Raw genomic sequence first — 17,500 nt, forward strand, 5'->3', positions numbered from 1 at the left:
CCCTTTCTCATGCGCCCGAAGTCCTCCTCGGGCGCTTTTTTATGCCAAAAATAACATCCAGATAACATATTGGATAAGAAAATTTGACATCCACCTGCCGCACGCAATTGTATAGACAAGCAAATACAAGAACACAAAAACAACATCAGATCGGAGTGGAGCGTATGGCGTATTCAGGTAAGGTGGATATTCAGCAGGTAATCGACGACAGTCGCTTTTCAGGGTTTCACTGGCTGCTCATTGTGCTGGGCTTTCTGGTTCTGGCGATCGATGGCTTTGATACGGCAGCGATGGGTTACATCGCGCCTACGCTGTCGGCAGAATGGGGGATACACAAACAGGATCTGGGGCCGGTGCTGAGCGCAGCGCTGCTGGGGCTGTCGTTGGGCGCGCTGATCGCAGGTCCGGTATCGGACCGGATGGGGCGCAAGCGCGTGCTGGTCTTTTCGTGTCTGTTCTTCGGCCTGGCAAGCCTGGGCACGGCCTGGGCGCAAAGTCTGAATACCCTGACGCTGTGGCGCTTTCTGACGGGCCTGGGGCTCGGCGCCGCCATGCCGAACGCCATTACGCTGATCTCAGAGTTCGCCCCCCAGCGCTGCCGCGCCATGGCGATTAATACCATGTACTGCGGCTTCCCTCTGGGTGCGGCGGGCGGCGGCGCGATCTCGTCCTGGCTTATCCCCCACCACGGCTGGCGAAGCGTGCTGCTGACCGGCGCGATTGCGCCGCTGATTTTAACGCTGCTGTTGGCGCTGTTTTTACCGGAGTCCGTGAAGTTTCTGGTGCAGCGCGGGAAAGACGTCATGCAGGTCCGCCGCATTGCCAGCCGGTTTGCCCGCGGCACGCTGGAGAGCGTCACGGGCTTTTTCCTGGCGGAGGAGAAAATCGCGTCTAAAAAAGGGAGCGTGTCGCAGCTGTTTTCCATGCCCTGGCTGCCCGGCACCCTGATGCTGTGGGTGACCTACTTTATGGGGCTGGTCATCTACTACGTCCTGCTGAGCTGGATGCCGACGCTGATGCAGGGGATGGGTTATGCGCTGGCGGAATCCGCCTGGCTCACCTCGCTGTTCACCTTCGGCGGCACCGCCGGCATTCTGCTTGCGGGCTGGATGATGGACCGCTGGGAAGCGCACAGGGTGGTTGCGTGTGGTTTCGTGCTAACGATGGGCCTTATTCTTTTGCTCGGCATTGAGCATAACCATATCGCCCTGTTTGGCGGGTTGATTTTCCTGATGGGGATCGCGATGAACGGTGCGCAGTCGGGCATGCAAACCCTGGCCGCCACCTTTTACCCTACCGAGTGCCGTGCGACGGGTATCGCCTGGATGCAGGGGATCGGCCGCTTTGGCGGCGTGGCGGGAACTATGACCAGCGCCCAGCTTCTTTCGATGCAGTGGCAGGCAGACAGTATTTTAATGATCCTCAGCGTACCCGCCCTGGTGGCCGCTGCGGCAACCGTCTACAAAATGCTGTACAGCCGCTCGCAGGAACCCGGCGTCGCGTAGTTCCTCTCTTTTCTGCTATTCTGCCCCCGCAATTAAGGGGGCAGCATGCTTAACATCGTTTTATTCGAACCAGAAATTCCGCCAAATACCGGCAATATCATCCGCCTGTGTGCCAACACCGGTTTTCGTCTGCACATCATTGAGCCGATGGGCTTTACGTGGGACGACAAACGTCTGCGTCGCGCAGGGCTGGATTATCATGAATTTACCGCCGTCGTTCGCCATCACGATTACGCCGCGTTTCTGGAAGCAGAGAAGCCGCAGCGCATGTTCGCCCTGACTACCAAAGGCACGCCAGCACATAGCGCCGTGAGCTATCAGGCAGGTGACTATCTGATGTTTGGCCCGGAAACCCGCGGCCTGCCGGCCACGATTCTGGATGCCCTGCCCGCCGAGCAGAAAATCCGTATTCCGATGATGCCGGACAGCCGCAGCATGAACCTGTCGAATGCGGTGTCGGTAGTGGTGTATGAAGCATGGCGCCAGTTGGGGTATCCGGGCGCCATTCTCAGAAGTTAAATGCCGTCACCATACTCAAACGTATGGTGAATACCGTTGAAGTGCTGATCCATGTCCATGGACGGCTTATCGCTGTCTGGTTTACCGACGATGCGCGCCGGTACGCCAGCGGCAGTGGTATGCGGTGGCACAGGCTGGAGCACCACGGAGCCTGCACCGATCTTCGCGCCGCGCCCGACTTCGATATTGCCGAGGATCTTGGCGCCCGCGCCAATCATCACCCCTTCACGAATTTTTGGATGGCGATCGCCGCTGGTTTTACCGGTACCGCCCAGGGTGACCGACTGCAGGATCGAGACGTCATCTTCAATCACCGCCGTTTCCCCGACGACAATCCCGGTGGCGTGGTCGAGCATGATCCCACGGCCAATCTTTGCCGCCGGGTGAATATCGACCTGGAAGGTCACGGAAACCTGGTTTTGCAGGAAGATCGCCAGCGCGCGGCGGCCTTCATTCCACAACCAGTGGCCGATGCGGTAAGCCTGCAGGGCGTGGAAGCCTTTCAGGTACAGCAGTGGCGTAGAATATTTATCGACCGCCGGGTCACGCGTGCGCACGGCCTGGATATCGCATGCGGCAGAGGCGATCATTTCCGGGTCTGCGGCGTACGCTTCCTCCACCACCTCACGAATGGCGATAGCAGGCATGATCGAGGACGCCAGCTTGTTGGCGAGCATATAGCTGAGCGCGCTGCCGAGGTTTTCGTGCTTGAGTAGCGTTGCGTGGTAGAAACTGGCCAGCATAGGCTCACAGTCGGCCAGCGCCCGGGCTTCGGCTTTAATATTGTTCCAGACGATATCCAGTTCTTCACACGGCATTGCTTACTCCAGACGATAGTTAATGACCAGCCAGTTCTGCGCTGGCTGGGTCATTCAGATGACAACGGTTCCGACTAGTTACTGCTGCGCTCGTCCTTGCGCGCACGACCTAATAAGGTCAATGCTGCCTCGCGCGCATTTTTTCCGCAATACAATACCTGATAAATTTCCTCGGTTATTGGCATTTCGACACCGAAACGGTGTGCCAACTCGCGGACTTCTTTGGTATTGCGGTAGCCTTCAACCACCTGACCAATCTTCTCCTGCGCGCCTTTTACATCGCTGCCCTGTCCGAGCATCATGCCAAAGCGGCGGTTACGAGACTGGTTGTCGGTACAGGTCAGCACCAGGTCGCCCAGGCCTGCCATCCCCATAAAGGTGGCTGGATCGGCACCCAGCGCTTCGCCCAGGCGGGACATTTCGGTCAGCCCGCGGGTGATCAGCGCCGTACGCGCATTGGCACCAAAACCAATGCCGTCTGACATCCCGGCGCCAATCGCAATCACGTTCTTCACCGCCCCGCCCAGCTGCACGCCGATAAAATCGGGGTTGCTGTAGACGCGGAAGCTCTTGCCGCAGTGCAGCAACTGTTGAAGATCGTCGGAGAAGGCCTGGTCGGTTGAGGCCAGCGAAATCGCCGTCGGCAGGCCAGCGGCCAGCTCTTTGGCAAAGGTCGGGCCGGAGATGACCGCCAGCGGGATCTCATCACCCAGCGCTTCGCGGGCAACGTCCTGCAGCAGGCGTCCGGTTTCGGCCTCCAGTCCTTTTGTCGCCCAGACAATGCGCGCATCCGGGCGCATCAGCGGCTTAATCTGACGCAGTACGTCGCCAAAGACATGGCTCGGAACCACAATCAGAATGTTGCGGCTGGCCGCCAGCGCGGTCGCAAGGTCGCTTTCAAGGTGCAGGGAGTCAGGGAACGGAACGTCCGGGAGAAACGCGACGTTGCAACGATCGCGCTGCAGCGTAGCGATATGTTTTGGGTCGTGGCCCCACAGGACCACGTCGTGACCATTTCTTGCCAGCGTGATAGCAAGAGCGGTGCCGTATGAACCGGCACCGATCACAGTCATTGACGCATTAACAGTGCTCATCAGGCATCCTGATGTTGTTCAGCACCTTCGCCAGCCTGCTGCTGCAGATAGTTCATGAACAGCGCATCAAAGTTAACTGGCGCAAGGTTCAGTTGCGGGAATGTACCGCGAGAAACCAGGCTGGTGATGCATTCACGTGCATACGGGAACAGAATGTTCGGGCAGTACGCACCCAGGCAATGCGCCATCTGGTTGCCTTCGATACCGCCGATAGAGAAGATGCCGCCCTGCTGTACTTCACACAGGAATGCAGTTTCTTCGCCCAGAGACGCGGTAACGGTCACACGCAGCACGACTTCATACACGTCATCTGCCAGTTGGGTAGATGCGGTATCCAGATCAAGTTTAACCTCTGGCTGCCAATCTTTCTGGAAAACGTGTGGCGCATTTGGCGCTTCGAAAGAGACATCCTTGGTGTAGATACGCTGGATCTGGAAAGTCATTTCGGTGTTGTTTTGTTCTGACATGGAAATACCCTTTTTAATTGTCCTAAAGTCTCTTAGCTCAGCAGCGGATCGAGTCCACCACGGGCGTCGAGCGCATACAAGTCATCACAGCCGCCAATGTGCTGCGCATCAATAAAAATCTGTGGAACCGTCGTACGACCACTACGTTGGATCATCTCTTCGCGTTTAATCGCGTCACCGTCGATCGGCAGTTCCTGGAACGTGACGCCTTTGCTGTTCAGCAGCGCTTTCGCACGATGGCAGAACGGGCACGTCGCTTTGGTATAGATCTCAATATGGGCCATGACTGAACTCCTTATTTACCGCGCACCAAAGGAAGATTTTCCCCGCTCCAGCCGGAAATACCTTCTTTCAGCACCGTTACGTTTTCGAAGCCTGCTTTATGAAGCGCGCTGGCAGATTCCTGTGCCTGCATGCCGGTCGCATCCACAACGATAATCGGCTGGGCTTTGTGTTTTTCAAGCTCACCGACGTTGTTCGCTTTGATTTCAGCTGGCAACAGGTTGATTGCGCCCGCAATGTGACCTTTGCGGAAATCGTCACGCTGACGCAGATCGACAACGACGGCATCTTCTTTGTTAATCAGACGCGTCGCTTCACCACGGGTGATAACCTTAATCTTAGACGTCAGGCTCTTAAATGTGGTGAACAGCACAGCAGCCAGCAGGCCAATCCACGCGATGCTCAGAACCGGATGGCGGCTAACGAATTGCATAATTTCTTGCATGGAGGGTAACTACTCCCGACTAAGTGATAAAAAAAACCAGGACAGGAGTATACCTGTGCGTTCTGGCAAATACAGCCAGCGACCCTAACCTAATCCATTTTCTGCGGCATGCCACCTAAAAAAATGCCTCAAAATGGTCTGGTCAGCACCTTGCCCCTGCGCTTTCTTTGATCTTCTGCGGCTATTTGATCGATTCAGCTGTAGTAAAATTACGCAAATTTTGACTCTTGAGCATGAGGTTGTCGCAATGTCGGTTTCTAAAAAACCTATGGTACTGGTGATTCTGGATGGCTATGGCTACCGTGAAGACAGCCAGGATAACGCTATTTTCAACGCCAAAACTCCGGTCATGGATGCCCTGTGGGCAAAACGTCCGCATACGCTGATTGACGCGTCTGGCCTGGAAGTGGGCTTGCCGGACCGCCAGATGGGCAACTCCGAAGTCGGTCACGTTAACCTGGGCGCCGGGCGTATTGTGTATCAGGATCTGACGCGTCTGGATGTTGAAATCAAAGAACGCACCTTCTTCTCCAACCCAACGCTGTCTGGCGCGGTTGATAAAGCCGTTGCCGCTGGCAAGGCCGTTCACATCATGGGCCTGCTCTCTGCAGGTGGCGTTCACAGCCACGAAGATCACATCATGGCGATGGTTGAGCTGGCCGCTGAACGCGGTGCGGAAAAAATCTATCTGCACGCCTTCCTGGACGGTCGCGACACGCCACCACGCAGTGCAGAAGGCTCCCTGAAAGCCTTTGAAGACAAATTCGCCGCGCTGGGCAAAGGCCGCGTGGCGTCTATCATTGGCCGTTACTACGCCATGGACCGCGACAACCGCTGGGATCGCGTTGAACAGGCCTATGACCTGCTGACCCTGGCAAAAGGTGAATTCCAGTTCGCGACCGCCGTTGAGGCCCTGGAAGCGGCTTATGCACGTGATGAAAACGACGAATTCGTGAAAGCGTCCGTCATCCGTGCTGAAGGCCAGGCTGATGCCGCCATGGAAGACGGCGATGCGCTGATCTTCATGAACTTCCGCGCTGACCGCGCGCGCGAAATCACCCGTGCGTTCGTCAACAGCGACTTCGACGGTTTTGCCCGTAAGAAAGTGGTGAAACTCGACTTCATCCAGTTGACCGAATACGCGGCAGACATCAAAGCCCCATGCGCGTATCCACCCGCCTCGCTGGCCAATACCTTCGGCGAGTGGATGGCGAAGAACGACAAAACGCAGCTGCGTATCTCTGAAACCGAGAAGTACGCGCACGTCACCTTCTTCTTTAACGGCGGCGTTGAAGAGCCGTTCAAAGGCGAAGACCGCATTCTGATCAACTCCCCGAAAGTCGCCACCTACGATCTGCAGCCAGAGATGAGCTCTGCAGAATTGACTGAAAAACTGGTTGCGGCCATCAAGAGCGGTAAGTACGACACCATCATCTGTAACTACCCGAACGGTGACATGGTCGGTCATACCGGGGTGATGGAAGCGGCAGTGAAAGCGGTTGAAGCGCTGGACCACTGCGTTGAGCAGGTTGCGAAAGCGGTTGAATCCGTTGGCGGCCAGCTGCTGATCACCGCGGATCACGGTAACGCTGAACAGATGCGCGACCCGGCGACCGGCCAGGCGCACACGGCCCACACCAACCTGCCGGTTCCGCTGATTTATGTGGGTGATAAGTCACTGAAAGCAGTGGAAGGCGGCAAGCTTTCTGACATCGCGCCAACCATGTTGTCGCTGATGGGGATGCCGATCCCTGAAGAGATGACTGGTAAGCCGCTGTTCATCGTGGAATAATCGCTCCCCATGAGGGGAAAGGCGATTTTTTCAATCACATGGGTCGTGAAGCCGCTTAGGTTATCAGTCAGACCTCTGTTTTACGCCAGCGCACTCAGCGCTGGCGTATTGCTGTGCGCCGCATCCGCCCATGCGGATGACCGCGACCAGCTGAAATCTATTCAGGCCGATATCGCCGCCAAAGAGCGTGCGGTACGTCAGCAGCAGCAGCAGCGTTCCGCCCTGCTCGCCCAGCTCAAGCAGCAGGAAGAGGCCATCTCCGCCGCCACGCGTAAACTCCGAGAAACGCAAAACACCCTCGCCCAGTTGAATAAACAGATCGACGAGATGAACGCGTCAATTGCCAAACTGGAGCGCCAGCGCGATGCGCAGGAGCGCAATCTTGCCGCACAGCTTGATGCCGCATTCCGCCAGGGTGAACATACCGGACTCCAGCTGATCCTCAGCGGCGAAGAGAGCCAGCGCGGACAGCGCCTGCAGGCCTACTTTGGCTATCTCAACCAGGCGCGTCAGGAGACGATCGCGCAGCTGAAACAGACGCGCGAAGAGGTCTCCACGCAAAAAGCCGAGCTGGAAGAAAAGCAGAGCCAGCAGCAGACGCTGCTTTACGATCAGCAGGCCCAGCAGGCGAAGCTTGAGCAGGCTCGCAACGAGCGTAAGAAAACCCTTTCCGGCCTTGAATCCTCCATTCAGGAAGGTCAAAGCCAGCTGAGCGAAATGCGCGCCAACGAATCAAAACTGCGTAACAGCATCGCCCGTGCGGAAGCGGCGGCGAAAGCGCGCGCCGAAAAAGAGGCGCGCGAGGCGCAGGCCGTTCGCGACAAGCAGCAGGAAGCGTCCCGTAAAGGGACCACCTACAAGCCAAGCGAAAGCGAACGTTCCCTGATGTCGCGTACCGGCGGTTTGGGCTCTCCTCGCGGCCAGGCTTTCTGGCCCGTTCGTGGTTCAATTCTGCATCGCTATGGCGAACAGCTGCAGGGTGAGCTACGTTGGAAAGGGATCGTTATCGGTGCGTCTGAAGGTAGCGAAGTGAAAGCCATCGCCGATGGCCGCGTGATTCTGGCCGACTGGCTGCAGGGTTACGGACTGGTGGTGGTGGTCGAACACGGTAAAGGTGATATGAGTCTTTACGGCTACAACCAGAGCGCGCTGGTCAGCGTCGGCACACAGGTGCGCGCCGGCCAACCCATCGCCCTTGTGGGCAGCAGTGGCGGTCAGGGCCGCCCGTCACTCTATTTCGAAATTCGTCGTCAGGGTCAGGCGGTCAATCCACAGCCGTGGTTGGGAAGATAAGTTTTGCTTCAATTTCGTCGAATCGTTTTCTCCGTCGTCAGCACGCTGGCGCTGGCTGCACCGGTATACGCAGGTAAGCTCGCTATCGTGATTGATGACTTCGGTTATCGTCCACACTATGAAAATCAGGTGCTGGCGATGCCGTCGGCCATCTCTGTCGCCGTCCTTCCGAATGCCCCTCACGCGCGTGAGATGGCGACCAAAGCCCACAGCAGCGGTCATCAGGTTCTCATCCACCTGCCCATGGCACCGCTCAGCAAGCAGCCGCTGGAAAAAGATACCCTCCGCCCGGATATGAGCAGCGAGGAGATCGAGCGCATCATCCGCGACGCCTACAACAAAGTGCCATATGCCGTTGGTCTGAACAATCATATGGGCAGCGCGATGACCTCCAGCCTGTACGGGATGCTCAAAGTGATGCAGGCGCTGGAGCGTTATAACCTCTACTTCCTCGACAGCATGACCATCGGCAACAGCCAGGCGATGCGCGCCGCTCAGGGAACGGGCGTAAAGGTGATTAAGCGTAAGGTGTTCCTGGACGATACCCAGAACGAAGCTGATATTCGCGTGCAGTTCAATCGCGCGGTACAGCTGGCCCGCCGTAATGGCTCGGCCATTGCCATCGGTCACCCGCACCCGTCTACCGTTCGCGTCCTGCAGCAAATGCTGCCGACCTTACCTGCCGATATCACGCTGGTACGCCCGAGCGATCTGCTGAACGAACCGCAGGGGGATACCTCTACGCCAAATTCTGCGCAGCCCGTGCCGACTACACCGCGTAATCCGTTCCGCGGCGTAAAGCGCTGTGTACCGAAGCAGCCGCCTGAACCGGTCTACGCGACCCGCTTCTTCTCCGTTATCGGAGACAGCATCAGTAACAGCACGCTGGTGAAATACGTCCAGCAGCAGTGGCAGGGATGGGGTAAGAAAGCCTGACGATAAAAAAGCCACCGTCATGGTGGCTTTTTTATCACTTCAGTTCGAAAGAACCGTCGAGGATCTGGCTATACAACGTCGGCTGGCCGTTGTCTGTAGTTTGGTATTGTTCTTTGTGCGAGAGCTTATAAATGCCCACGGGATCATTATTTAGCATCGCCATGGCCGTCAAATCAGGTTTCGCTGAGATGAACTGGCGAATCAGAAAGCGATTATTCCCGGTGACCGGCTGTTGATCCATGATCTGACGAAACTGCGGATAGCGCTCGCGCGCATATAAGAAACTGTAATCAATCAGGAAGTATTCAATCAGGATATCGTGGTGTTGCCAGTAGCGATACAGAATATCCCGAACCGTCTTTACCAGTGAGCATCCCTTTTGGGCTGCAAGAAAATAGGCCGTCCAGTAACCCTGGCTCAATGCGTTTTCAGGTGAATCAAAACGTAGTGATGAGAAGGTGTTCTCAAAAAATGTTTCCGGCACCGGCTTCGTCATGAACACCGTAGCGTCCATCCAGATCCCGCCATATTGATACAGCAGAGAACAGCGAACAATATCAGAGTATTGCGCCTTACTAATCAGCCCCGCCTGGTATTTCGTTTTGATGTGTTCAGGGAGAGTAAGGTAGTCAGGGATATTCTCATCCGTCAGGATAATGACCTGCGCATCCGGCGTGTTTGCTTGAACAGATGCAATGCATCGTTTCACCAACTCAGGCGCGCTATCGAGCCCCTGGAACCAGCAGATCCAGATGACGCGTGATTGTTCCGATTCAGTTAGTTGCGCAGCGTCAGGCTGAACATGCAGATCATCAATAACGCTAAAAATTGTCTCTTTTTTCTTCCGCTCAAAATGGCTGGCCGCACGCTGAAAAAGAGAAAAACCCGTTTTTTTGTGCCAGCGTCGGGTTTTCTTGATGAGCTTATTCGTTGCATTGAGATTCATCATTTCACCTTAATAAATTCAGAATAGCTCTTTTAGCGTACGGCGAAGCAGTTTCATTTTTAACTTAGCGTCTTTTTTACGCCCTCGTAATAAACAATTCATACGAGTCGATTTAAACCCACGAAAAGACATGAGCTGGAACAAGTTATTACTGCGAGTAACTTCAGACATGTACTGTCGATATTTAAAATAGAGCTTACGGTACGCATTGTATTTTTTAACTTGCGACGTAATCCGATCGCTCCCGTGTTCAGCATCCACCATCGCCGTACTGAAGCTGTACTTGATACCTGGACCATATTTCAGAATTAATTTAATCCAGACGTCGCGATCTTGCTGTTGTTTAATTTCAGGAGAAAATCCGCCTACCCCTAATAGTTTTTCTTTAGTGGTCAAGACCTGATTGCCCACCACGTTTTCGCACAAAATATCCTGTAGCGCAATTATCCTTTTATCATCAGTATCCGGATAAGTGCGGTGGGTTTTATCCAGCCGGGCGGGGGTATCCGTCACAAAGGCATACTTATCATCATACCGCTCAGCGAGTTTCGTCAGACGTTCTGGCAGGAAATAATCGTCATCATCCAGCCCCGTCACAAACACGCCGTGCGATAGCGCATACCCCCGGTTACGGCTGAAGTTTGAACCGCTGTTCTTTTCGTTACGTTCGTAGATGAAATGCACAAAACGCGCTTCACACTCCGCGCGCATACGCTCGATAAGTTGAGCGGTTTGCTCATTAGAACAATCATCGACAATAACCAATTCTACCGCAGGGTATGTCTGAGCAATAACTGAACGAATTGCGCGCTCCAGCAACGCCTCTCTGTTGTAGGTGGTGATGATTACTGAAATCAGTTCGTTCATGGCATGCTCGTCTGGTAAAAGGTATTTCTCCATCGGGAGAATACCTTTTTCCCGATGGAGAATCAAAACGATTACTTAATGACCTTATGGTGTTTGTTCTGTTCAAGGAAAACAATCGACATTATCAACGTCAGCATCCAGGCTACAGGGGTTGTTTTTGAATAGAACATCACGCCACCTACTCCGAACATAACAATCGAGACCAGGAAAGCGAAAAGAATAATACTTTTACGGATACGTAATGCATACCAGCCAAGCGATATAACAAACAGAATATAGAGAATAACGCCTGAAGGACCTTTTACAGAAAGCGTTTCAACGATTTCATTATGAAGATGGCCACGAATGTAATCCAGTGCACCTGACAGGCTTGGATCTTTATTAGCTTCATCAATTATCTTTGCGTTTCGCTCATCAGTAGACTGCCATAAATAATTATTTTTAGACGCAATCAGCCCCGTCTTCCACATAGCCAAGCGGGCACCAACCGAAGTGGCACTGTTCGCTTTATCATAGGAAGTGATATCATTATTAAAGTCATTGTAACGCTGTGTCAGACTGTCTTTCATCATAAATGCGCCTGCCAGCAAAGCGATCAGAAAAACAGACACCCCCTTCCACGGAATATGCTTGTCCCGGTACAGCTTAAACACCATCAAGCCGAAGAAAATAATCGGATAGGTCAAAATAGCTGCCCGCGTTTCTGTCGCCACCAGTACCAGGAAGGTAATAAAGAAGTGCGCGAGTATAAACAGCTCTTTCCATCGACTTGAACTGTGTTGTAGCACCAGAATCGTATAGAACGAGATAAACGCAATGGTATAGGCAGCTCCTGTTGCATCAGCTCCACCAGCAAGGGAGAGCGTTACCCTTTGGTTTTCAAGAAACAGGTGCTGGTACCCGGCGTAGACAACAATCATCACCTGCAATGCGATAGCCAGCAGCATATGAATCTTATTGCTACCTACTTTGAGCTGATTACGGTTCACAAACACGAAGATGGAAAATGCTCCGAACAGGCAGATTTTCCCGACTTCAAGATAAGCGCGATATGAGTTGATCGCCGCACTATCAACCTTATACATTCGATACCAGACCAGATCGCAAATCCCGATGATCAACAGGACCAGACAAAGCCAGAATGCATCATTCTTTCTGAAATTTTTAATATCCAACAAGAAAATAACGAATGCGGTAACACCCGCCAGGCCCAAAATTTTGGCAGATAAATTGGGTGAAACAACTACGCAACCAAAAGCGATAGCACACAGTCCAAAGAGTAATTGCAACAACGCAAACTGGACCTTATCTCGTTCTACATTAATCATCATTATTCCATTTACTAAGAAGGCAAAGCAGGCTAGCACACTGCTAAATGCAAGTTTATCGCACCAGTGTTAACGAATATTACGCCAGTCATAGGACTTCCCGGTCGTGTCCAGCACGGAAACGTTCTTATTGTAACCGGTAAGCCAGGACTGTACCGACTGGACAGGCTCCCCCTGGCGATGGATCCCAAGCCACAGCTCTGCCAGCGTATTAATATCATCAGCTGACCATACGGTATTGTAATCTCCGGTATATTGCTTACCAGAATCCACCTGATGTCCGTACCAGATAAACACCGGGATATGCAGCGCCTCTCGCGGAGGATTAACGTTACCGTGGGAGTAAGCTACAGCACGTTTCGGATCGCGAATGAGGCCATGATCGGAGAAATACATGACGGATGAGCGCGAGTTTTCCAGAAGGCTAAAGACCTTGCCCATCAACGTATCCGTATATCGCACAGAGTTGTCATAACAGTCATCGGCTTCATTATCACCGTGCAAAACCGCCTGGCTGGCAGGGAAGCGTCGACAGGAAGGTTCGTGACTTCCGTACAAATGCAGAACAATTAATTTCTTGCCCGGCGCTTTAAGCGCATTCTGCAACAGCGGCAAAAGGTCTTCGTCGTAGCCCCCGTCAATCCATTCATGCTGTTTCGTGTTCAGAGCAATGCCGGTAATGACGTTATTATGCGCCCCTCCTTTACCCTGACGACTAAACCAGTACGTATCATATCCCGCTTTATTAGCGATATTGATGACGTTATCGCCATACTTACGCGGATCGCGTGCATTCACAGTATCCGCGGTTAACGCCAGCGGTACCGCCATAATCGTGACCGGTGCAGGCGTAACGGCATTGCGGAACAGTAAGAGCTGCGATTTTTGCTTTTCCAGCTCTGGAGTAGTATCTCGTTGATAACCATAGATACTCATATTTGCCGTACGCTCAGACTCACCAATGATCAGCACATAGTTTTCGATGCCGGTATCGGATAACGTGATTTTATAATCAGGAATATTTTTGCCGATATTGGCCACCACGGCATTATCTTCAATGGCCTGCATAAAGACTTTTGATGTGCTAACAGGCGTCGCCTGAACCACGCGCTGTGCCAGGCTTTCGACGCTGCTTTTCCTGAGTTGATGCTGCAAGGCCTGACCATAAAAAGCCAGCAGCGTGACGGCAAGCGCAACGGCGGGCCAGCGACGAAAACGCGGCGCGACAGGCCATTTGCCGGTATTCGCGGTATAAATGAACAACGCGGACAGGGCGATAAAGATCAGGCAATCGCGCCAGTACAAACCGAGCATCGAACTTGCTTCACCCGGTGTCGTATTGAGTACGCTCAGCGCAAAACCATAACTAAACGCAGAATTGAAATTACTCCAGGCGTATAGCTGTAAAGTAATATCTGCTGCAACCGGAATTAATAAAATAATCGCCAGTACATTCCTAATTAATTTATTGTTTATACATTTTAATGTCAGCAATATCAGCGCAAAAACCAACGTGCGGTTAATCACCGCATTATATTTAGCATGTATAATATTAACGCCAATGACTATTAGCAGAGAAATAACGACAGTAAAGAAAGCGGTAAATCGCGAAGGTGTCTCAACCAACTTCTGTGAAAACAGTGTGGACATAATGACCTGATTAGCCTGGCAATATCTTTCCTGACGAAATCATTTTGATTGCAAGAATGAACGTGCGGAGAAGACAGAATGGATGAAATTTCGCCAGAAGTTAACAAGTAACTTCTGGAAAGTCAAACCGCTAAGAAAGAGTGCTGGCACCCGTAAAAGCGATGCCAGCAGACAGGTTACTCCCAGCTCAGGATCACCTTCCCTGACTGGCCGGAACGCATCGCGTCAAAGCCCTGCTGGAACTCATCGATGGAGAAACGGTGAGTAATAATCGGGGACAGATCCAGACCGGACTGAATTAATGCCGCCATCTTGTACCAGGTCTCAAACATCTCGCGGCCATAGATGCCCTTGATGAACAGCCCCTTGAAGATCACTTTGTTCCAGTCGATAGACATATCCGACGGCGGAATGCCCAGCATCGCGATACGACCGCCGTGGTTCATGGTGTCGAGCATGGTGCGGAACGCCGGCGGTGCACCGGACATCTCCAGGCCCACGTCAAAGCCTTCGGTCATGCCCAGCTCTTCCATCACGTCGGTCAGGCTCTCTTTCGAGACATCCACCGCGCGGGTGACCCCCATTTTGCGCGCCAGAGACAGACGGTATTCGTTCACGTCGGTGATCACAACGTTGCGCGCACCCACGTGCTTCGCCACGGCTGCCGCCATAATGCCGATTGGGCCCGCGCCGGAGACCAGCACGTCTTCACCGACCAGGTCGAAGGAGAGCGCGGTGTGTACCGCGTTGCCGAACGGATCGAAGATGGAGGCCAGATCGTCAGAAATATTGTCCGGGATTTTGAAGGCGTTAAAGGCCGGGATCACCAGGTATTCCGCGAAGCAGCCCGGACGGTTCACGCCCACGCCGATGGTATTACGGCACAGGTGCGTACGTCCGCCGCGGCAGTTACGGCAGTGACCACAGGTAATATGGCCTTCACCGGAGACGCGGTCGCCAATTTTAAAACCTTTTACTTCCTGGCCGATGCCCACCACTTCGCCGACATATTCGTGACCGACAACCATCGGTACCGGAATGGTTTTCTGCGACCACTGGTCCCAGTTGTAGATGTGAACGTCAGTACCGCAGATAGCCGTTTTACGAATTTTGATCAGCAGATCGTTATGACCGACTTCCGGTTCCGGCACGTCGGTCATCCAAATCCCTTCTTCCGCTTTCAGTTTGGATAACGCTTTCATCACACGTCCTCAGGCAATGACGCCCAGCTGTTTGCCGATGCGGGTAAAGGCTTCCACCGCACGTTCAATTTGTTCAGGCGTATGCGCCGCAGACATCTGGGTGCGGATACGCGCCTGACCTTTTGGCACCACCGGGAAGAAGAACCCGGTGACGTAAATACCTTCTTTCTGCAGTTCGCGGGCAAATTGCTGCGCGACGACCGCATCGCCCAGCATCACCGGAATGATCGCGTGGTCAGCACCGGCCAGGGTGAAACCTGCGGCGCTCATTTTTTCACGGAACAGACGGGCGTTGGACCACAGACGGTCGCGCAGCTCAGCGCCAGACTCCACCATCTCCAGCACTTTGATGGAGGCGGCAACAATCGCCGGCGCCAGGGAGTTGGAGAACAGATACGGGCGAGAGCGCTGACGCAGCCACTCAACCACCTCTTTGCGCGCGGCGGTATAGCCGCCGGATGCGCCGCCAAGCGCTTTGCCCAGCGTACCGGTGATGATGTCCACGCGGCCCATGACGTCGCAGTATTCGTGGGAGCCCCGGCCGTTTTCGCCGACAAAGCCCACCGCGTGAGAGTCATCGACCATCACCAGCGCGTCGTATTTGTCCGCCAGGTCGCACACGCCCTTCAGGTTAGCGATCACACCGTCCATGGAGAACACGCCGTCGGTGGCGATCAGTACGTGGCGAGCACCCGCTTCACGAGCCTCTTTCAGGCGCGCTTCCAGTTCAACCATGTCGTTGTTGGCGTAGCGGAAACGCTTCGCTTTACACAGGCGTACGCCGTCGATGATGGAGGCGTGGTTCAGGGCGTCGGAGATAATCGCATCTTCTGCGCCGAGCAGGGTCTCAAACAGACCGCCGTTGGCGTCGAAGCAGGAGGAGTACAGAATCGCGTCTTCCATTCCGAGGAAGCTCGCCAGCTTTTGCTCAAGCTGCTTGTGGCTGTCCTGGGTACCGCAGATAAAGCGTACGGAGGCCATGCCGAAACCGTGGGTGTCCATGCCGTTTTTTGCAGCGGCAATCAGCTCAGGATGATTCGCAAGACCTAAGTAGTTGTTCGCACAAAAGTTAATCACATGGCTGCCGTCGGCAACGGTGATGTCCGCCTGCTGGGCAGACGTGATAATACGCTCTTCCTTGAACAACCCTTCCGCACGTGCGGTGTCGAGGTCGCTGTTTAACTGTTTGTAAAAATCACCACGCATTGCAATTCTCCAGACTCGGCAAATTTCGGGACATATTACCCAAACCTATAGTTCATGACGAGATGACACGTCATCTCTTATCGTTTTTGCAGCATAAATCACGCGTACCCCTGCACTGTGAAGGTGAATGGCTGAAGGGCAGCCATACTAATGATATGATAGAGACATTAGCGTCCGGGATTGTCCCCGGGCTCCACACTTCAAAGGTTACAGTTATGATCATCGTTACCGGCGGCGCAGGCTTTATCGGCAGTAATATTGTTAAGGCTCTCAATGACAAAGGCATCACCGACATCCTGGTGGTTGACAACCTGAAAGATGGCACTAAGTTCGTCAACCTGGTGGATCTGAACATCGCTGACTACATGGATAAAGAAGACTTCCTTATCCAGATTATGGCAGGCGAAGAGTTCGGCGAGATCGAAGCCATCTTCCACGAAGGTGCGTGTTCTTCCACCACCGAGTGGGATGGTAAGTACATGATGGACAACAACTATCAGTACTCTAAAGAGATCCTGCACTACTGCCTGGAGCGTGAGATTCCGTTCCTGTACGCCTCCTCCGCGGCAACCTACGGCGGCCGCACCTCGGACTTCATCGAATCCCGCGAATATGAGCAGCCGCTGAACGTCTACGGTTATTCTAAATTCCTGTTCGACGAGTACGTGCGTCAGGTTCTGCCAGAAGCGAACTCACAGATCGTTGGTTTCCGTTACTTCAACGTCTATGGACCGCGTGAAGGCCACAAAGGCAGCATGGCAAGCGTGGCGTTCCACCTGAACACCCAGTTGAATAACGGAGAAAGCCCTAAACTGTTCGAAGGCAGCGACGGCTTTAAGCGCGACTTCGTTTACGTGGGCGACGTGGCGGCCGTAAACCTGTGGTTCTGGGAAAACGGCGTGTCCGGCATCTTCAACCTCGGTACCGGCCGTGCGGAATCCTTCCAGGCAGTGGCTGACGCCACGCTGGCGTATCACAAAAAAGGCAGCATCGAGTACATTCCGTTCCCGGAAAAACTGAAAGGCCGTTATCAGGCGTTCACGCAGGCCGATCTGACCAACCTGCGCGCCGCAGGCTACGACAAGCCGTTCAAGACCGTTGCCGAAGGCGTAACGGAATATATGGCCTGGCTGAACCGCGACGCGTAAGT

At 53.8% G+C, this 17,500-nt stretch carries 17 protein-coding genes; 6 read left to right on the forward strand and 11 right to left on the reverse strand.

Annotation, left to right across the window (positions count from 1 at the left end; genetic code table 11):
* The first annotated feature begins 164 nt into the window (after positions 1-164).
* A complete protein-coding gene (locus AC0TNG_RS02455) occupies positions 165-1,505 on the forward strand; it encodes an MFS transporter (RefSeq protein ID WP_473712728.1) in 1,341 nt (446 codons plus the stop codon).
* A 45-nt stretch (positions 1,506-1,550) separates the two neighbouring features.
* Entirely contained in the window at positions 1,551-2,024 is a 474-nt protein-coding gene (trmL, locus tag AC0TNG_RS02460; RefSeq protein ID WP_033147028.1) for a tRNA (uridine(34)/cytosine(34)/5-carboxymethylaminomethyluridine(34)-2'-O)-methyltransferase TrmL, read from the forward strand.
* On the opposite strand, the gene cysE is transcribed toward trmL, so the two are convergent.
* The 5 genes from cysE to AC0TNG_RS02485 all read right to left on the reverse strand — a co-directional run bounded on the left by cysE (position 2,021) and on the right by AC0TNG_RS02485 (position 5,130).
* Complete coding sequence (gene cysE / locus AC0TNG_RS02465; RefSeq protein WP_008502718.1) at positions 2,021-2,842, reverse strand: serine O-acetyltransferase; 822 nt, start codon at positions 2,840-2,842, stop codon at positions 2,021-2,023. The genes trmL and cysE overlap by 4 nt on opposite strands.
* A gap of 74 nt (positions 2,843-2,916) precedes the next feature.
* A complete protein-coding gene (gene gpsA / locus AC0TNG_RS02470; protein WP_032650747.1) occupies positions 2,917-3,936 on the reverse strand; it encodes an NAD(P)H-dependent glycerol-3-phosphate dehydrogenase in 1,020 nt (339 codons plus the stop codon).
* Positions 3,936-4,403, reverse strand: a complete 468-nt coding sequence (gene secB, locus AC0TNG_RS02475) for a protein-export chaperone SecB (RefSeq protein ID WP_003860835.1) — start codon at positions 4,401-4,403, stop codon at positions 3,936-3,938. Before secB ends, gpsA begins: the two co-directional genes overlap by 1 nt.
* Positions 4,404-4,435: 32 nt before the next feature.
* Entirely contained in the window at positions 4,436-4,687 is a 252-nt protein-coding gene (grxC, locus tag AC0TNG_RS02480) for a glutaredoxin 3 (protein ID WP_008502715.1), read from the reverse strand.
* 11 nt (positions 4,688-4,698) lie between these two features.
* On the reverse strand, positions 4,699-5,130 hold the full coding sequence (locus AC0TNG_RS02485; protein WP_023309913.1) for a rhodanese-like domain-containing protein: 432 nt from the start codon (positions 5,128-5,130) through the stop codon (positions 4,699-4,701).
* Positions 5,131-5,377: 247 nt separating this feature from the next.
* Here AC0TNG_RS02485 and gpmM point away from each other — a divergent pair, with 247 nt between their 5' ends.
* From gpmM to AC0TNG_RS02500, 3 genes are read left to right on the forward strand one after another with little or no spacing between them, the layout of a single operon-like run.
* Positions 5,378-6,922, forward strand: a complete 1,545-nt coding sequence (gene gpmM / locus AC0TNG_RS02490; RefSeq protein ID WP_090420381.1) for a 2,3-bisphosphoglycerate-independent phosphoglycerate mutase — start codon at positions 5,378-5,380, stop codon at positions 6,920-6,922.
* 33 nt (positions 6,923-6,955) lie between these two features.
* Complete coding sequence (envC, locus tag AC0TNG_RS02495) at positions 6,956-8,215, forward strand: murein hydrolase activator EnvC (protein ID WP_229231479.1); 1,260 nt, start codon at positions 6,956-6,958, stop codon at positions 8,213-8,215.
* Between the two features lie 3 nt (positions 8,216-8,218).
* Positions 8,219-9,151 (forward strand): divergent polysaccharide deacetylase family protein, encoded by a 933-nt coding sequence (locus tag AC0TNG_RS02500; protein WP_473712729.1) that lies wholly within the window; start codon positions 8,219-8,221, stop codon positions 9,149-9,151.
* A 34-nt stretch (positions 9,152-9,185) separates the two neighbouring features.
* Here AC0TNG_RS02500 and AC0TNG_RS02505 read toward each other — a convergent pair whose 3' ends face one another.
* The 6 genes from AC0TNG_RS02505 to kbl all read right to left on the reverse strand — a co-directional run bounded on the left by AC0TNG_RS02505 (position 9,186) and on the right by kbl (position 16,350).
* A complete protein-coding gene (locus AC0TNG_RS02505; protein ID WP_228117546.1) occupies positions 9,186-10,100 on the reverse strand; it encodes a capsular polysaccharide synthesis protein in 915 nt (304 codons plus the stop codon).
* 15 nt (positions 10,101-10,115) lie between these two features.
* A complete protein-coding gene (locus AC0TNG_RS02510) occupies positions 10,116-10,964 on the reverse strand; it encodes a glycosyltransferase (RefSeq protein ID WP_024906613.1) in 849 nt (282 codons plus the stop codon).
* Positions 10,965-11,035: 71 nt separating this feature from the next.
* A complete protein-coding gene (locus AC0TNG_RS02515) occupies positions 11,036-12,295 on the reverse strand; it encodes an O-antigen ligase family protein (RefSeq protein WP_473712730.1) in 1,260 nt (419 codons plus the stop codon).
* Between the two features lie 66 nt (positions 12,296-12,361).
* Entirely contained in the window at positions 12,362-13,942 is a 1,581-nt protein-coding gene (locus AC0TNG_RS02520) for a phosphoethanolamine transferase family protein (RefSeq protein WP_024906615.1), read from the reverse strand.
* A 176-nt stretch (positions 13,943-14,118) separates the two neighbouring features.
* Positions 14,119-15,144, reverse strand: coding sequence for an L-threonine 3-dehydrogenase (gene tdh, locus AC0TNG_RS02525; RefSeq protein WP_024906616.1), 1,026 nt, complete (start codon positions 15,142-15,144; stop codon positions 14,119-14,121).
* A 9-nt stretch (positions 15,145-15,153) separates the two neighbouring features.
* On the reverse strand, positions 15,154-16,350 hold the full coding sequence (gene kbl, locus AC0TNG_RS02530; RefSeq protein WP_024906617.1) for a glycine C-acetyltransferase: 1,197 nt from the start codon (positions 16,348-16,350) through the stop codon (positions 15,154-15,156).
* 215 nt (positions 16,351-16,565) lie between these two features.
* Between kbl and rfaD the strand changes: the two genes are divergently transcribed.
* On the forward strand, positions 16,566-17,498 hold the full coding sequence (rfaD, locus tag AC0TNG_RS02535) for an ADP-glyceromanno-heptose 6-epimerase (protein ID WP_024906618.1): 933 nt from the start codon (positions 16,566-16,568) through the stop codon (positions 17,496-17,498).
* Positions 17,499-17,500 lie beyond the last annotated feature (2 nt).

The sequence above is a fragment of the Enterobacter sp. PL_is514 genome (genome assembly GCF_055816715.1).

What these genes read in the sequence shown, in the direction of transcription:
- AC0TNG_RS02455 (WP_473712728.1), top strand. Translation starts at nt 165, where the DNA reads ATGGCGTATTCAGGTAAGGTGGATATTCAGCAGGTAATCGACGACAGT.
- trmL (WP_033147028.1), top strand. Translation starts at nt 1,551, where the DNA reads ATGCTTAACATCGTTTTATTCGAACCAGAAATTCCGCCAAATACCGGC.
- cysE (WP_008502718.1), bottom strand. Translation starts at nt 2,842, where the DNA reads ATGCCGTGTGAAGAACTGGATATCGTCTGGAACAATATTAAAGCCGAA.
- gpsA (WP_032650747.1), bottom strand. Translation starts at nt 3,936, where the DNA reads ATGAGCACTGTTAATGCGTCAATGACTGTGATCGGTGCCGGTTCATAC.
- secB (WP_003860835.1), bottom strand. Translation starts at nt 4,403, where the DNA reads ATGTCAGAACAAAACAACACCGAAATGACTTTCCAGATCCAGCGTATC.
- grxC (WP_008502715.1), bottom strand. Translation starts at nt 4,687, where the DNA reads ATGGCCCATATTGAGATCTATACCAAAGCGACGTGCCCGTTCTGCCAT.
- AC0TNG_RS02485 (WP_023309913.1), bottom strand. Translation starts at nt 5,130, where the DNA reads ATGCAAGAAATTATGCAATTCGTTAGCCGCCATCCGGTTCTGAGCATC.
- gpmM (WP_090420381.1), top strand. Translation starts at nt 5,378, where the DNA reads ATGTCGGTTTCTAAAAAACCTATGGTACTGGTGATTCTGGATGGCTAT.
- AC0TNG_RS02505 (WP_228117546.1), bottom strand. Translation starts at nt 10,100, where the DNA reads ATGATGAATCTCAATGCAACGAATAAGCTCATCAAGAAAACCCGACGC.
- AC0TNG_RS02510 (WP_024906613.1), bottom strand. Translation starts at nt 10,964, where the DNA reads ATGAACGAACTGATTTCAGTAATCATCACCACCTACAACAGAGAGGCG.
- AC0TNG_RS02515 (WP_473712730.1), bottom strand. Translation starts at nt 12,295, where the DNA reads ATGATGATTAATGTAGAACGAGATAAGGTCCAGTTTGCGTTGTTGCAA.
- AC0TNG_RS02520 (WP_024906615.1), bottom strand. Translation starts at nt 13,942, where the DNA reads ATGTCCACACTGTTTTCACAGAAGTTGGTTGAGACACCTTCGCGATTT.
- tdh (WP_024906616.1), bottom strand. Translation starts at nt 15,144, where the DNA reads ATGAAAGCGTTATCCAAACTGAAAGCGGAAGAAGGGATTTGGATGACC.
- kbl (WP_024906617.1), bottom strand. Translation starts at nt 16,350, where the DNA reads ATGCGTGGTGATTTTTACAAACAGTTAAACAGCGACCTCGACACCGCA.
- rfaD (WP_024906618.1), top strand. Translation starts at nt 16,566, where the DNA reads ATGATCATCGTTACCGGCGGCGCAGGCTTTATCGGCAGTAATATTGTT.